The sequence below is a fragment of the Staphylococcus sp. T93 genome (genome assembly GCF_016743875.1).
Taxonomy (GTDB): domain Bacteria; phylum Bacillota; class Bacilli; order Staphylococcales; family Staphylococcaceae; genus Staphylococcus; species Staphylococcus aureus.
In genome coordinates this window covers 1,749,781-1,764,625 of the sequence record NZ_CP068247.1, presented here as the reverse complement: position 1 = coordinate 1,764,625, position 14,845 = coordinate 1,749,781, and the positions used below count along the sequence as shown (strand labels likewise).

Annotated in this window: 14 protein-coding genes and 1 pseudogene; 9 read left to right on the top strand and 6 right to left on the bottom strand. The window is 31.9% G+C overall.

Annotation, left to right across the window (positions count from 1 at the left end):
- Nucleotides 1–127: 127 nt before the first annotated feature.
- The 3 genes from JG553_RS08795 (at nucleotide 128) to JG553_RS08785 (ending at nucleotide 1,957) form a co-directional block, all read left to right on the top strand.
- Nucleotides 128–1,045 (top strand): bile acid:sodium symporter family protein, encoded by a 918-nt coding sequence (locus JG553_RS08795; RefSeq protein ID WP_000486816.1) that lies wholly within the window; start codon nucleotides 128–130, stop codon nucleotides 1,043–1,045.
- A 74-nt stretch (nucleotides 1,046–1,119) separates the two neighbouring features.
- The gene (locus JG553_RS08790; RefSeq protein WP_000285450.1) at nucleotides 1,120–1,755 is read left to right on the top strand and encodes an HAD family hydrolase; all 636 of its coding nucleotides are present in this window, start codon (nucleotides 1,120–1,122) and stop codon (nucleotides 1,753–1,755) included.
- Nucleotides 1,756–1,765: 10 nt separating this feature from the next.
- Nucleotides 1,766–1,957, top strand: coding sequence for a hypothetical protein (locus JG553_RS08785; protein WP_000971980.1), 192 nt, complete (start codon nucleotides 1,766–1,768; stop codon nucleotides 1,955–1,957).
- 95 nt (nucleotides 1,958–2,052) lie between these two features.
- Here JG553_RS08785 and JG553_RS08780 read toward each other — a convergent pair whose 3' ends face one another.
- Nucleotides 2,053–2,238, bottom strand: coding sequence for a hypothetical protein (locus JG553_RS08780; protein ID WP_000205307.1), 186 nt, complete (start codon nucleotides 2,236–2,238; stop codon nucleotides 2,053–2,055).
- Entirely contained in the window at nucleotides 2,235–2,591 is a 357-nt protein-coding gene (locus JG553_RS08775) for a hypothetical protein (protein ID WP_000917664.1), read from the bottom strand. Before JG553_RS08775 ends, JG553_RS08780 begins: the two co-directional genes overlap by 4 nt.
- 279 nt (nucleotides 2,592–2,870) lie before the next feature.
- Between JG553_RS08775 and JG553_RS08770 the strand changes: the two genes are divergently transcribed.
- Nucleotides 2,871–4,250 carry an amino acid permease gene (locus JG553_RS08770; protein ID WP_000429674.1) on the top strand — a complete coding sequence of 460 codons (1,380 nt, stop codon included), beginning with the start codon at nucleotides 2,871–2,873 and terminating at the stop codon, nucleotides 4,248–4,250.
- A 386-nt stretch (nucleotides 4,251–4,636) separates the two neighbouring features.
- On the opposite strand, the gene rpiRc is transcribed toward JG553_RS08770, so the two are convergent.
- Together rpiRc and JG553_RS08760 are read right to left on the bottom strand one after the other, a co-directional pair.
- On the bottom strand, nucleotides 4,637–5,509 hold the full coding sequence (gene rpiRc / locus JG553_RS08765; RefSeq protein WP_000073195.1) for a pentose phosphate pathway transcriptional regulator RpiRC: 873 nt from the start codon (nucleotides 5,507–5,509) through the stop codon (nucleotides 4,637–4,639).
- 444 nt (nucleotides 5,510–5,953) lie between these two features.
- Entirely contained in the window at nucleotides 5,954–6,283 is a 330-nt protein-coding gene (locus JG553_RS08760) for a hypothetical protein (protein ID WP_000606726.1), read from the bottom strand.
- A 48-nt stretch (nucleotides 6,284–6,331) separates the two neighbouring features.
- Here JG553_RS08760 and sdpB point away from each other — a divergent pair, with 48 nt between their 5' ends.
- Nucleotides 6,332–7,069 carry a CPBP family intramembrane glutamic endopeptidase SdpB gene (gene sdpB / locus JG553_RS08755; RefSeq protein ID WP_000426696.1) on the top strand — a complete coding sequence of 246 codons (738 nt, stop codon included), beginning with the start codon at nucleotides 6,332–6,334 and terminating at the stop codon, nucleotides 7,067–7,069.
- A gap of 90 nt (nucleotides 7,070–7,159) precedes the next feature.
- On the opposite strand, the pseudogene JG553_RS08750 reads toward sdpB, so the two are convergent.
- Nucleotides 7,160–7,519, bottom strand: a pseudogene (locus JG553_RS08750) (transposase); the annotation flags it as partial.
- Between the two features lie 196 nt (nucleotides 7,520–7,715).
- Entirely contained in the window at nucleotides 7,716–8,408 is a 693-nt protein-coding gene (locus JG553_RS08745; RefSeq protein ID WP_001030125.1) for a helix-turn-helix transcriptional regulator, read from the bottom strand.
- A 384-nt stretch (nucleotides 8,409–8,792) separates the two neighbouring features.
- On the opposite strand from JG553_RS08745, the gene JG553_RS08740 reads away from it, so the two are divergent.
- The 4 genes from JG553_RS08740 (at nucleotide 8,793) to JG553_RS08725 (ending at nucleotide 14,699) form a co-directional block, all read left to right on the top strand.
- The gene (locus JG553_RS08740; protein WP_000130454.1) at nucleotides 8,793–9,590 is read left to right on the top strand and encodes an inositol monophosphatase family protein; all 798 of its coding nucleotides are present in this window, start codon (nucleotides 8,793–8,795) and stop codon (nucleotides 9,588–9,590) included.
- Between the two features lie 132 nt (nucleotides 9,591–9,722).
- Nucleotides 9,723–10,670, top strand: a complete 948-nt coding sequence (locus JG553_RS08735) for an LCP family glycopolymer transferase (protein WP_000831055.1) — start codon at nucleotides 9,723–9,725, stop codon at nucleotides 10,668–10,670.
- A gap of 601 nt (nucleotides 10,671–11,271) precedes the next feature.
- On the top strand, nucleotides 11,272–14,226 hold the full coding sequence (gene fdhF, locus JG553_RS08730) for a formate dehydrogenase subunit alpha (protein WP_001155264.1): 2,955 nt from the start codon (nucleotides 11,272–11,274) through the stop codon (nucleotides 14,224–14,226).
- The gene (locus JG553_RS08725) at nucleotides 14,226–14,699 is read left to right on the top strand and encodes a helical membrane plugin domain-containing protein (RefSeq protein WP_000840811.1); all 474 of its coding nucleotides are present in this window, start codon (nucleotides 14,226–14,228) and stop codon (nucleotides 14,697–14,699) included. The genes fdhF and JG553_RS08725 overlap by 1 nt, the downstream gene beginning before the upstream one ends.
- The last annotated feature ends 146 nt before the right edge of the window (nucleotides 14,700–14,845 follow it).

Sequence of the window (14,845 nt, the reverse complement as noted above, 5' to 3'; positions counted from 1 at the left end):
TATCAGTGATAAAATATTTGCAATAAGAAGAGAATGACTAAATAATCTTAATTTTCAGAAAAGTAATTGTAACCTTACTGGTCTTATGGTAATATTTTTCAATATTATCGACGAGGATGTGTTAACAATGTTTCAAAAATTGAGTATATTTGCCACGAAGAGTTTTTTGGTATGGATGTTAGTAGCAGCTGTTATTGGATTTATTTTCCCACAACATGTTGCGACATTAGGTAAATGGGTACCTTATTTACTTGGTATTGTTATGTTAGGTATGGGATTAACAATTACACCTAATGATTTCAAAATGGTCTTTAAAGCACCTAGAGCAGTAATTATTGGTGTCTGTCTACAATTCAGTATTATGCCCACATTAGCATTTATAATTGCAAAGTCTTTTCATTTACCACCTGATATTGCTGTTGGCGTAATATTAGTTGGATGTTGTCCGGGTGGGACATCAAGTAATGTAATGAGTTATTTAGCCAAAGCTAACGTAGCACTTTCTGTTTCTATTACGACGGTCTCTACGTTGCTAGCGCCATTCGTTACACCTGCGTTAATATATCTATTTGCAAATGAATGGTTGGAAGTATCTTTCGTGAGTATGTTGTGGTCAGTTGTTCAAGTTGTATTAATTCCAATTGCTTTAGGTATTGTTTTGCAAATTATTAATCGTAAAATTGCTGAAAAAGCTTCTACAGCTTTGCCAATTATATCAGTTGTTGCTATTTCATTAATTTTAGCAATAGTTGTAGGTGGCAGTAAGCACCAAATCTTAACTACAGGATTATTAATATTTTTAGTAGTTATTTTACATAACGTATTAGGGTATACGATTGGATATTGGTTAGCTCGTCTTTTAAAATTAGATCGACAAGATCAAAAAGCAGTCAGTATTGAAGTTGGAATGCAGAACTCTGGTTTAGCTGTGTCATTAGCAGCATTGCATTTTAATCCAATTGCAGCAGTACCAGGCGCAGTGTTTAGTTTCATTCATAATATAACAGGGCCTATTTTAGCAAAGTATTGGTCAAAAAAGTTATAATTGCACTAATAGAATGAAGTGGTCATCGGACTATGTTAAGCTTTGATAAAGAGAAAAAATAGAGGAGTAAATATATGTATAGAGCAGTTATATTTGATTTCGATGGAACAATAATAGATACGGAACAACATTTATTTAATGTTATTAATAAACATTTAGAGATGCATAATGCCGATCCTATAAGCATTGATTTTTATCGTTCTTCTATTGGAGGAGCAGCTACAGATTTGCATGACCATTTAATTAAAGCGATTGGTTCGGAAAATAAAGATAAACTTTATGAAGAACATCATCTTACTAGTACAACATTACCGATGATTGATACGATTAAATCATTGATGGCATTTTTAAAGCAACGTCACATTCCTATGGCAATTGCCACAAGTAGTGTGAAAGCGGAAATAATGCCCACCTTTAAAGCATTAGGTCTAGACGATTATATAGAGGTAGTTGTTGGTAGAGAAGATGTTGAACAAGTTAAACCTGACCCTGAATTATATTTATCTGCAGTACAACAATTAAATTATATGCCGACACAATGTTTGGCTATTGAAGATTCTGTAAATGGTGCAACAGCCGCGATTGCAGCTGGATTAGATGTTATTGTTAATACGAATAAAATGACAAGCGCACAGGACTTTTCTAATGTAGATTATGTAGCAAAAGATATTGATTACGATCAAATTGTAGCGCGTTTCTTTACGAAATAGGAGGCGTATCATGATGGGTTACATTATATTGTTTTTTCTAGCTGGTCCAGTAATTTTAGGCGTTGGAAATTTGGTGATTGGTCCTATATTTAACAAACAGACACCATTTCGCGTGCAAGTAAGATCTTTTGTTGTTGGTTCAATGATTTACTTAATACTCGCAACAATTGGCTATTTTTTACTATTACAAGGTAAACTTTAACGAGAAAACCACCTTACCTCATTAAATGGACGACCATATGTATGTGAAATGGTAGAACGTTCATGTTTATGTATGAGATAGGGTGGTTTAAATAGTTACATATATTTTAATAATAACGTCACGATGATAAGTACAATTAAGATAATATCTATGCCTACCATAATTGTAGCTCTTGTTGCATTACTTCCTTGTTCTTTTGCTGATTTCATAGCACGGTAGTTTGGCACAAAGCTAATAATTAGTAAGATTAATACAATTACACCAATTAATGCTGTTGTCATGATGAACGACCTCCTTTATTTTTTTCAATCAATTCCCAAATAAACGTAGCAATCACACCGATGATTAACCCAGTGATGACACCGATTTGTACCGTTAAAAATATGGCGCCGAAAATGATACCAATAATTAATGCAATCGGTAAAGTCGTACCGAGTTTAATCTTGCGCTCTGGAGAATTAATAATAGTAAATACTGTAAGACAAATGAGTATGAAAGCAAGTGTTGCAATAATAGTTCTTCCAACTAAATATAGGATGTCAGGTTTTTCCATACCGATATAATTTATGATGAAAAATGCTACAGCAAAGAGTACCGATATTTTTGTAGCACGTAGCAGTATTTGTTTTAACATTGATATACTCCTTTTTAATATTATTAAAATTATATCATAATTACCAAGAATAGCTGAAGTTGTATGTGACTCAACGGTACTTGAGCAACTTTTTTAATTTTTTAGAAAAATCACAAAATAATTGTTTGCAAAGTTGCAAAAGCCTGCTATAGTAGTTCTGTAAACGATTGCATGGTATGCAAATATTAATGTACCAAAATCGATAATTTATAGTATAATTACGGCAATAAGTTTTTTTATGGATTTATTTAGTATCAATCAGAGATGGGGTAAGAAGTTATGGAGAACAATGAACTACAAAGGGGATTGAGTGCCCGTCAAATTCAAATGATTGCACTTGGTGGTACGATTGGCGTGGGGCTTTTCATGGGTGCGACAAGTACAATTAAATGGACAGGCCCATCAGTTATCCTTGCATATTTAATTGCGGGTATCTTTTTATTTTTAATCATGAGAGCAATGGGGGAAATGATTTATTTAAACCCTACAACAGGATCATTTGCAACATTTGCAAGTGATTATATACATCCTGCAGCAGGTTATATGACAGCATGGAGTAATATATTCCAATGGATTGTAGTTGGTATGAGTGAGGTCATCGCAGTAGGAGAATATATGAAGTTTTGGTTCCCGGAATTGCCAACTTGGATTCCTGGTGTTATTGCTATTTTATTATTAATGGCAGCGAATTTATTCTCGGTAAAAGCGTTTGGAGAATTTGAATTTTGGTTTGCTTTAATTAAAGTTGTAACAATTATTTTAATGATTATTGCTGGTTTTGGTCTTATTTTCTTTGGTTTTGGAAATGGTGGCCATGCGGTAGGTATTTCTAATCTATGGACAAATGGCGGATTTATGCCAAATGGTATTGTTGGTTTCTTCTTTGCATTATCAATTGTAATTGGTTCATACCAAGGTGTGGAACTGATAGGTATTACGGCAGGTGAAACTAAAGATCCTCAGAAAAATATCGTTAAAGCAGTGAATGGTGTTATCTGGAGAATTTTAATTTTCTATTTAGGCGCTATTTTTGTTATTGTTTCAGTGTATCCTTGGAATCAATTAGGAGACATTGGAAGTCCGTTTGTTGCAACATTTGCTAAAATCGGTATTACATTTGCAGCTGGATTAATTAACTTTGTTGTATTAACTGCAGCAATGTCAGGATGTAACTCAGGTATTTTCAGTGCGAGTCGTATGATTTATACACTTGCTCATAAAGGTGAAATGCCGAAAATATTTACTAAAATCATGAGAAATGGTGTACCATTGTACACTGTTGTAGCAGTATCTCTTGGTATTTTAATTGGTGCTTTATTAAACGTAATTTTACCTTTATATATCGATGGAGCGAAGAGTATTTTCGTATACGTTTATAGTGCGTCTATTTTACCAGGTATGATTCCTTGGTTTATGATTTTATTCAGTCATTTACGTTTTAGAAAATTACACCCTGAAGAATTGGAAGGTCACCCATTCAAAATGCCTGGTGGCGCAGTAACTAACTATTTAACAATCTTATTCTTAATATTAGTATTGGTTGGTATGGTATTTAATGTTGAAACTAGAATATCAGTGCTTATTGGTGTCATCTTCTTAACGATTGTAACGATTTATTATTTTATTAGATATAATAAAAATAATGTAAAAGCAAAATAGTATGATTATAATGTGCGCTTATCTTATGACAAACTTGGCCCTAGCTTATTAAAGTTAAATAGCCAAAGAATGTTATGAGTAGGCGCATTTTTTTATAAATATAGCTTAAATCGAAGTTGTAGTGTGAAAAACTTATAAGTGGCAATATTATCGTTAGTTTTTACTGTGGGCTTTAAAATAAAAAATAGCATTATTAAAATAACAAACGCAATTGATATATGGAATGAATCCGTTAATCAACTGCGTTTGTTTTTAATATAAGAAATTGAATGGCCTTATCAAATCATTGGTCATATGCGTATGTTATACAAGATAAAAGACATGTAAGCTTTGAAAATGATGCATAAATTATTATATGACATGATTAAAGAATTTATATAAGACTGTTAATGTTTAAAGTTAATATTTGATAAATGTTTACGATAGTTATCTAAAGCCATTTTAGATTGTGTTATGAAATCTAATGATGCGTGATAATTTAATGCAACATAACGATAATATAAAATATCAATAGTGAACATTTGAGCAAATAATGAAGTTGTTGCTCCCATATGCATCTCATTTTCATCAGTTTTCCCATAAGTTAAAACAATATTTGATGCCTGTGCTACGGGATTATCCCTTGTACTAGTAATTGTAATTATAGGTATATGGTAGTCATCAATAACTTTAACCATTGATTGCATTTCACTTTGCGTACCATTGTTAGTAATAAGAATAACACTGTCGTTCGAATTGTGAGTTGCTAATAATGTAGCAAAAATATGTGTTTCTTGAACAAGTTGAATATTAAGACCTATTCTTGATAACTTTTGGTATAAGTCGGTAGCAACTACAAAAGATGCGCCAAAACCATATATAAAAATCGTCTCAGAACGTTTTAAACAATGACATATTTGATCAATAGTTTTATCATTTAATTCGTTATTTGCATGATTAAGTGCGCGTGTAGTACGTGTATGGAGTTTAGTTCTTAAAGATTCTGTGCTTTCGTTATTCATTAATTCAACATTGTAAATTGATGATGCTTTAGGAACATATTTAGATATATTTATTTTCAAGTCGTGAAAACCGCCATCAGTAATTTTCTTGCTGAATCGAATGACTGATGATGTACTAATATCTAATAAGCTTGCTAAGTCTTGAGACCTCATTTTAATCACCTTTTGAGGTGAATTTAGTATAAATTTAGCTATCTTTTTTTCATTTTTAGTCATATATGGATATTGACTATCTATTTCTGTTAGTACGTTTGACATATTAATCACTCCACTTTAACGCAATATATTTTATTAGCGTTGGCTATTGTTGTTTAACGCGATGGTATTTACAACTTGTAACGTAAGAGAATGAAAAATAAGCTGAATATGTTGTTTGTTTAATGATATTGAATTGTAAAACTGTAAATTTTTTTAAGATGTATAGATAAAAAATAGCATACTCCCATGTGCAAATAATATATCAATATATTGATATATTACCGTAAGTCATACTGTATATTCCCAATTTATACATTATGTACTCATCTATTTAAATCTTAGTAAATGTAGTTATATAAGACTAAATCTACCATCTTAATCATTATGATTATAACTCGATTAATGCATCTTTACAATTTGAAGAAACTTTTTAATTGTATAATTTATGTAATAAAGTGAATTTTAATAAATAACTTGTTTAAATGACATTTTATGAAAAATAGGTTAATGGGCAAATTTAATTGCAAATAATGCGTTAGATAGTTCTGTATGATAAAAATTAAGATATTGAATTTTGTTACCATAGTCGACTTGTCGGAGGGGACGTTTATTAAGTAGTGTTATAATTTCATAATAGGAAACTTGATTTTCGTTTATTATATATGATGTTTCAAAGCCTTTGAACTTATTCAATTCATTAGTAACTATTTGGTTAAATTTATAAATATGCGTTTGAATGTTCCAATCTGTCATTAAAGTATTATATTTAATCGTATCAATGATTTGAATCAAATTAGTAATTTGTTGTCTCATATACTTAGTTTCGTTTATCATGTAGAAGTACCTCCAAAAATCAATTATTAAACAGGAAAGGATATAACAGTGGAAAATGAAAAAAAGAAATACACGTTTAAAGATATAGCATGGAGAGATTTGCTTATAATTCCAATTATAGGTGTTATATTTTATGCACTCACAATTGCAGCTTACATAGGACCAATTTTGTTTGGTTATTATGAAATCGATAGTAATCTGATATTTGTAGCGACTATCACACAAGCTTTAGCATATACGATTGGGATTGGCGCATTTTATTTATTTCATTTAAAAGTGATGCCATCAAGGCTTCGAGCTGGTTTTGCGTATATCAAAAAATATTGGCTTAGATTGTCAATAACGTATATTATTGCTCTCATCTTAATTTATACATATGAATATATGACACAGTTTCTACCTAAACATTTGCAATATAGTGAAACAGCCAATGAACTTGAGCTAAATAAAATGTTTGAAGTGCCTGCATTTTTACCTGTAGCATTCTTATTAATTGTGATTGTAGGTCCAATAGTTGAAGAAATCGTATTTAGACATATTTTAATTGGAGAATTAGGTAAGAAGTTTAATTTTATAGCTATGAGTATTGTTTCGGTGTTCTTATTTGCATTTATTCATGTGACTGATGCAAAGTCGCCGTTTGAGTTTGGTCCATATCTCATACTATCCATCATATTAGTTTTCACTTATTTAAAATCTGGAAGAAACCTAGGTTCAACAATTGCATTACATATAGCAAATAATTTTGTTTCTTTCGTTATATCAGTAATAAGTATTTATGCGTAGATAAAGAGGTCGGGACATTAAGTTTTTAGGCAATGAAAAAAGCTGATTTCTATTAATTATTTGATAGAAATCAGCTTTTTTGATATGCATTTTATTATGAAACTGAATAAATAAAGATTCAATTAGCGCATCAGTATTAGGATTCACTCTAAAAAGATTAATAGTTTTATAAGAAGGTGTTTGATCTTGAGCTAACCACATCATTCGAATACTGTTATGAAGTAATTTTTCTATTCTACGGCCAGAAAATTCAGATTGAGTATATGAATATGAGGTGATTTTTAACATCATTTTTAGATGATAGGATGTTGCGCCACGATGATGTCTGAATTCATCGAATTCGCTATCAGCTATCTTTTTAACAATTTCATTAACATATCGCGAAATATCATTTTGAGGAATTCTAACAGCAGTTTCTATTGGTAGTGTAAGTTGGGCAAAGTGTTTTATTTTTTTAAGTATTTCAAAGTAAAATTACATGTTAATACGTAGTATTAATGGCGAGACTCCTGAGGGAGCAGTGCCAGTCGAAGACCAAGGCTGAGACGGCACCCTAGGAAAGCGAAGCCATTCAATACGAAGTATTGTATAAATAGAGAACAGCAGCAAGATATTTTCTAATTGAAAATCATCTTACTGCTGTTTTTTAGGAATCGATGGGGTTTAAAAATTGATGATAGTTATCAATGGATATGTCTCTGGTTTGAATCGTCTTACCGAATGAATACGAAATATCTATAATATTTTCAATTTCGAGTTCGGCAGTTTTGTCTTGAGCAATGTCATAAATGACTGCATGCCAATGTCCATGTTTACACAAAAGGCCAATAAATATAACGTTTTCAGCTTTAATATTATCATCAACCCTATGATCTACTAACATCACATTTCGTTCTGTACAATAAATTAAAATGTCGGAAAACAGCATTGGGAGTGTCATATGTTGTGTGTCATCAAATTTAATATAAAAGTCCATGCGTTTAAGCAATTTTCTTAAGCGTGTTTGTGGAAGACTTAAACATTGTTTTATAATTGCGTTGATTTCGCTTTTATATGGTAATGTCGAGTACGACTGACTTTCATTAAGCACTAAAAATAAGGCTGATAATTGTGTTTCAGATAAGTTTAATGCAATTTTAGATTGTGCTTGTTGTATTTGGTAACCACCATTTTTCCCATAATGCGCATAAATTTTAACACCTTGATTTTCTAAATCATCAATATCTCTTAAAATTGTGCGTTTGGATACGTTGCAATATTTAGCTAATTCTAAAGCGGTCATTTTTTTATTTTGTTGAATTGCAGTAATTATTAAATTTTGCCTTTCAGCTTTATTCATGACAGCCACCTCCTAAAAGATGATATATTACACAAAGTATAACATAAGAGTGACAATGAGGACATTTTCAATATCTTTTTAAAAAAATCGTAAAAATTTTGTGGAAAACGCTTACATTTTAAAAAAGATTGTGCTATGATATTACTTGTAACAGGGGGAGCGATTAAACAAAGGGGTAGAGCTATATAACAGATAGCTTTTAATCGTTCAAGTTACATCACAACATCTTCAATATTTATTACTTACTTTCCTTTCTATTTGTCGGCTAGCACGTGACTAGCCGATTTTTTTATGCATAAAATGAAGAAGTCTTCAGTTGTATTGTTGATTCTTTTAATATAGGGTAATAATAAAATGATAATGATATGAGAAGTGGTGGACGAAATGACAGATAAAACATTACAGCAAATAGATAAGTTAATATGTTCGTGGTTGAAACAAATAGACAATGTTATTCCGCAATTAATTATGGAAATGACTACAGAAACTAAGCGTCATCGATTTGATTTAGTTACAAATGTAGATAAACAGATTCAACAACAATTCCAACAATTTTTAGCAACACATTTTCCGGAACACCAACTATTAGCGGAAGAAAAAAGTAATGAAATGATTACGAATGAAATTAATCATTTATGGATTATGGATCCCATTGATGGAACTGCCAATTTAGTAAAACAGCAAGAAGATTATTGTATTATATTGGCGTATTTTTATGAAGGTAAACCAATGTTATCGTACGTATATGATTATCCGCATAAAAAGCTTTATAAAGCAATACGAGGAGAAGGTGCTTTTTGTAATGGAATTAAGATGGAAGAACCACCATCGTTAAAATTGGAAGACGCTATTATATCGTTTAATGCACAAGTGATGAATCTAGATACGGTGCAAGATTTATTTGACGCCTCATTTAGTTATCGTTTAGTTGGTGCTTGCGGATTAGATTCTATGCGAGTGGCAAAAGGTCAATTTGGGGCACATATTAATACAAATCCTAAACCTTGGGACATTGCTGCACAGTTTTTATTTGCAGAACTATTGAATCTAAAAATGACGACTTTAGATGGTAAGGCAATTGATCATTTAAAGGGTGCACCTTTTATTATAAGTAATAAAGCATGTCATGAAACGGTACTTAAAATTTTAAATGCAAATGGTGGTTATCAAAAATACAGATAGATATTCTCTAGAGATAAAAAATGATAAAAAATAGTTATACGTCTACAGAAGTATAGTAAAAAAATTATTTTACTATATAATAAATAGAGAAAACAGACAAAGTATGTAAGGAATAGTAAAGGAGTGGTGGGATTGAAACGTTCGTCTAAAAGTAAAATGAGCCTACCGAAAAAAATATTTTTATGGGTATTCGGTATTTTAGTAATCTTAGCGATTGTAGCTGTTGTGTATGTAGCTGCTAAAATTTTTATTACTGGTAATAAGATACACAATCCGTTAGATCGCAATCATTCAGAATTAAGAGATAAAAAAGTGAGTTTAAACGATGGTGATCCATTCACAATCGCTTTATTTGGTGTCGATTCAGATGCTGATCGTAAGAAAAAGGGTGGCGGAGAGCGTAGTGATAGTATTATGATTTTATCTATCAACCCTAAAACGAAGAAAACTGAAATAGTAAGTATACCGCGTGATACAAGAGCGGAAATTGTTGGCCGTGGTACTACTGAAAAAATTGCACATGCCTATGCATATGGTGGACCAAATATGGCTGTTAAATCACTTGAAAAATTAATGAATGTGCCAATTGATCATTATGCGACAATCGATATGGATGGTTTGCATAATATGATAGATAGCATCGGCGGTGTTGATGTAGTAAGTAATGATACATTCACTGTTGATGGTGTTCGTTTTACAAAAGGACAGCAGACACATGTAAATGGTGATCAAGCATTGAAGTTTATTAGAAGTCGTAAAGAAGAAGGTGCTGGTGGTGACTTTGGTCGACAACAACGTCAGCAAATTGTGCTTGAAGCGATGGCCAATAAGATTGCAAGCCCATCATCGATTACACATTTTAATAGTCTAATGAATGAAATTCAAAATAATGTTAAAACAGATTTAACATTAGGTGATTTGAATACGATTAGAAGCAATTATAAAGATGCTAATGACACGATTAATAAACATCAATTGAGTGGTCAAGGCGGCATTCAAAGTGACGGATTGTACTACTTCATTCCTAGTGAGCAGTCAAAAGCTGAAAGTACTAAGTTATTAAAAGATAATCTAGAGTAGTAAACTAAGGGAAAATAAGTTATCAAAATTGTACACAAATTAATTAGATAGAATGATCTGTAAATAGAATAACGAATAGAACTAATAGCCCGTAAATAGAAGGTGATAACACTTTGTATTTATGGGCTATTTTATTTAATGCCTGATTTGATTTTTATAAATTAATCCATTACAAATTTAATTTAAAGATAAATATTACCTTCTAAATGATAGTAGATATTTATCAAACTTGGGTTATTAATTTTCAGAAAAAGGGTATTTATAAATAGTATAACGATTTTTAGGTGAGGTGATTATTAAATATTGTCATTAATAAGGTTGTGAAAGATATGGCAAAAAGCGTGAAACAGATAATTGGAAAACTAATAATGATAATTATTTTCAATTAAACAAAAAGATGATTTAATTTCGCGCAAAATATTTCAAATAAAAATGATTGTAAAAAGGCAAAATACAAAATTTTACTTAACAACTAGTACATAAAGTAATACAATTAAATTAATTCTATCTGAAAGATGTGTGGGGCATCGTTATTTTAGGTGGATATGAGCAATTTATTAAAAGTCATTTACGGAAAATATATATAGACGGGGTGAGTAATATGCAAGAACATTTGGTGGTTACACTTGATGGAAAAGATTATCTTGTAGAACCAGGTACGAATTTACTTGAATTTATTAAATCACAAGATACTTTTGTACCTTCAATTTGTTATAACGAGTCGATGGGACCAATTCAAACATGTGATACATGTACTGTTGAGATTGACGGTAAAATTGAACGTTCATGTAGTACGGTGATTGATCGTCCAATGACTGTAAATACTGTGAACAATGATGTGAAAGATGCTCAAAAAGAAGCGCTTGATCGAATTTTAGAAAAGCATATGCTGTATTGTACAGTATGTGATTATAATAATGGTGATTGTGAAATTCATAATACGATGGATGCATGGGGGCTTCAGCATCAAACGTATGAATATAAAGAGAAGCCATACGAAAAAGATTACGGCCCATTTTATCGTTATGATCCAAATCAATGTATCTTATGTGGGCGTTGTGTAGAAGCATGTCAAGATATCGAAGTGAATGAAACTATTAGAATTGATTGGGATCGTGAACATCCACGTGTTATTTGGGATAATGATGTACCGATTAATGAGTCTTCATGTGTATCTTGTGGTCAATGTGCGACGGTATGTCCATGTAATGCCATGATGGAAGTGAATATGGAAGGTAATGCGGGTTATATGACTGATACGGAACCTGGTTCATTAGCAGCAATGATTGATTTAACTAAAAAAGCAGAACCTGGTTATGGTCCACTATTTGCAATCTCAGATTCAGAAGCAGAAATGCGTAAAGAGCGTATTAAGAAAACTAAAACAGTGTGTACTTATTGTGGTGTGGGTTGTTCATTTGAAGTTTGGACTAAAGATAGAGAAATTTTAAAAGTACAACCATCACATGATTCTCCAGCAAATAAAATTGCGACTTGTGTTAAAGGTAAGTTTTCATGGGGACATATTAATTCAGATCAACGATTAACTAAACCACTAGTAAGGAAAAATGGTGAGTTCCATGAAGTAGAATGGGATGAAGCTTTAAACGTCATTGCAGATAATTTTACAGCTATTAAAGAAAAGCATGGCCCAGATGCACTATCATTCATTTCTTCTTCTAAAGCGACGAATGAAGAATCGTATTTAATGCAAAAATTAGCAAGACAAGTTATTGGCACAAATAACGTTGATAACTGTTCAAGATATTGCCAAGCACCTGCAACAAAAGGCTTATTTAGAACGGTTGGACACGGCGGTGACTCAGGTAGTATTGAAGATTTAGAAAAAGCGGCAATGTCTGTATTGATAGGTACTAATACAGCCGAAGCTCATCCAGTTATCGCATCACGCATGAAACGTGCACAAAAATTATTTGGTCAAAAAATACATGTATTTGATATTAGAAAACATGAAATGGCAGAACGTGCGGATCGTTTTTATCAACCTAAACCAGGTACGGATTTAGCGTGGTTAAGTGCAGTGACTAAGTATATTATTGATCATGATTTACACGATAAAGCATTTATTGATGAGTGGGTAGATGATTTTGATGAATATTACAAATCATTAGAAACATTTACAATGGCTTTTGCTGAAGAAGCAACAGGTATTCCTGAATCAGAATTGATTAAATTTGCTGAAGAATGTGCTAAAGCTGAATCTGTTGTAATTTGTTGGGCAATGGGTATTACACAACAAGACATTGGTAGTGACTCAAGTACAGCGATTTCAAACTTATTATTAGTAACAGGTAATTATCGTCGTCCTGGTACTGGTGCGTATCCATTACGTGGACATAATAATGTTCAAGGATGTAGTGATATGGGAAGTATGCCTGATAAGATTACTGGTTATCAAAGTATTGAAGCGGATGATATTCGCGCTAAATTTGAAAAAGAATATGGCGTTAAATTGAATCCAAAAGCTGGTAAAGATAATCATGAAATGGTAGAAGGTATACATGACGGAGAAGTACACTCATTGTACTTATATGGTGAAGATACGGGTATTGTGGATTCAAATATTAATTTTGTACAAGCTGCGTTTGAAAAATTAGATTTCATGGTAGTCCAAGATGAATTTTTAACATTCACAGCAACATACGCAGATGTTGTATTGCCAGCAAGTCCTTCACTTGAAAAAGACGGTACTTTTACAAATACCGAACGTCGTATTCAACGTTTATACCAAGCATTAGAACCTCTTGGTGATTCAAAACCTGACTGGAAAATTTTCCAAGCAATTGCTAATAGATTAGGATTTGATTGGAATTACAAGCATCCTAGTGAAATTATGGATGAAGTAGCACGCTTAACACCTCTATATGCTGGGGTAAGTTATGATCGTTTAGAAGGATTCAATAGTTTACAATGGCCAGTACAACCTGATGGTACTGATGAGCCTATTCTATACTTAGAAGGATTCAATTTTGATAATGGTAAAGCAAAATTATTCCCATTATCATTTGATAATTACTTTAAGCAAGATGAAATTTATGATATTCATGTAAACAATGGTCGATTGTTAGAGCACTTCCATGAAGGTAATATGACTTATCAAACACCAATGATTAAATACAAAGTGCCACGTGCATTTGTTGAAATTTCTCCAGAGCTTGCTGAAGATAGAGGCATTCATGAAGGTGCAGAAGTTAAGCTGATTTCTGAAACAGGAGAAGCGGTATTACAAGTTCACGTGACAGATCGTGTTAAAGGTAAAGAAATCTATATTCCATTAAATAATGATGCGATGGAAAATGGAGATCTAGGTGCAATTAACTTATTAACTAATAGTGATGTTGATCAATACACGGATACACCATCTTATAAACGTACTAGCTGTCGTTTGGAGGTAATTACGAAACGTGGTAAGTCACCGTTGAACCCTAATAATTTCCGTGTCAATAAAAAACGTCAACCGCAGTACAGTGTTCAAGTACAGAAAAAATGGGAACGTTCAGATTATGTTTTCCCGGGAAATCAGGTGGATAAATAATGGCTGAGAGAATATCTTCTAAAATTAGACGCTTAGAAAAATCAGAAGAACAAATTAAGTTAGAAAGTTTAAATGAAGTTACAGAGGCAATTGCAGCGAATAAAGATAGTATATTAAAAGCAATCAAGCTTATTAAAACATTAGATGATGCAAAACTATTAGATGCTTTAAATGGTGCAATTCGAGGACGTCAAGTCATCATAAATAAATTTGCAGTTGAACTTAATAAAGATATTTATACAGGGCTATTATCTAATATGGCTTCAATGGTATTTTTATTAGGTGAACTCAATGTATCAGATTTAAGCGACTTCCTAAATAAAGTTAATAAAGGATTACACGTTGCCAATCAAGCGAGTCCAAATGCTAAGACAACTATAAGAAGTCTATTGGGCGTATTGAAAGATGACGACATGAACCGTAGTTTAACATACATGCTTAATATGCTAAAAGGTATGTCTCGAGAAGAATAACATTACAATGAAAAAGTGTTTCTACATGCAAGCAGTGTAGGAGCACTTTTTTTAATTTTTGTAAAAATTAAAAAGGGTGTTTTTGATGGAATAAATGAATAATATTGAAAAACAAAAAAATCACGTGCTATTGTGAATCAATCATC

What these genes read in the sequence shown, in the direction of transcription:
- JG553_RS08795 (WP_000486816.1), top strand. Translation starts at nt 128, where the DNA reads ATGTTTCAAAAATTGAGTATATTTGCCACGAAGAGTTTTTTGGTATGG.
- JG553_RS08790 (WP_000285450.1), top strand. Translation starts at nt 1,120, where the DNA reads ATGTATAGAGCAGTTATATTTGATTTCGATGGAACAATAATAGATACG.
- JG553_RS08785 (WP_000971980.1), top strand. Translation starts at nt 1,766, where the DNA reads ATGATGGGTTACATTATATTGTTTTTTCTAGCTGGTCCAGTAATTTTA.
- JG553_RS08780 (WP_000205307.1), bottom strand. Translation starts at nt 2,238, where the DNA reads ATGACAACAGCATTAATTGGTGTAATTGTATTAATCTTACTAATTATT.
- JG553_RS08775 (WP_000917664.1), bottom strand. Translation starts at nt 2,591, where the DNA reads ATGTTAAAACAAATACTGCTACGTGCTACAAAAATATCGGTACTCTTT.
- JG553_RS08770 (WP_000429674.1), top strand. Translation starts at nt 2,871, where the DNA reads ATGGAGAACAATGAACTACAAAGGGGATTGAGTGCCCGTCAAATTCAA.
- rpiRc (WP_000073195.1), bottom strand. Translation starts at nt 5,509, where the DNA reads ATGTCAAACGTACTAACAGAAATAGATAGTCAATATCCATATATGACT.
- JG553_RS08760 (WP_000606726.1), bottom strand. Translation starts at nt 6,283, where the DNA reads ATGATAAACGAAACTAAGTATATGAGACAACAAATTACTAATTTGATT.
- JG553_RS08745 (WP_001030125.1), bottom strand. Translation starts at nt 8,408, where the DNA reads ATGAATAAAGCTGAAAGGCAAAATTTAATAATTACTGCAATTCAACAA.
- JG553_RS08740 (WP_000130454.1), top strand. Translation starts at nt 8,793, where the DNA reads ATGACAGATAAAACATTACAGCAAATAGATAAGTTAATATGTTCGTGG.
- fdhF (WP_001155264.1), top strand. Translation starts at nt 11,272, where the DNA reads ATGCAAGAACATTTGGTGGTTACACTTGATGGAAAAGATTATCTTGTA.
- JG553_RS08725 (WP_000840811.1), top strand. Translation starts at nt 14,226, where the DNA reads ATGGCTGAGAGAATATCTTCTAAAATTAGACGCTTAGAAAAATCAGAA.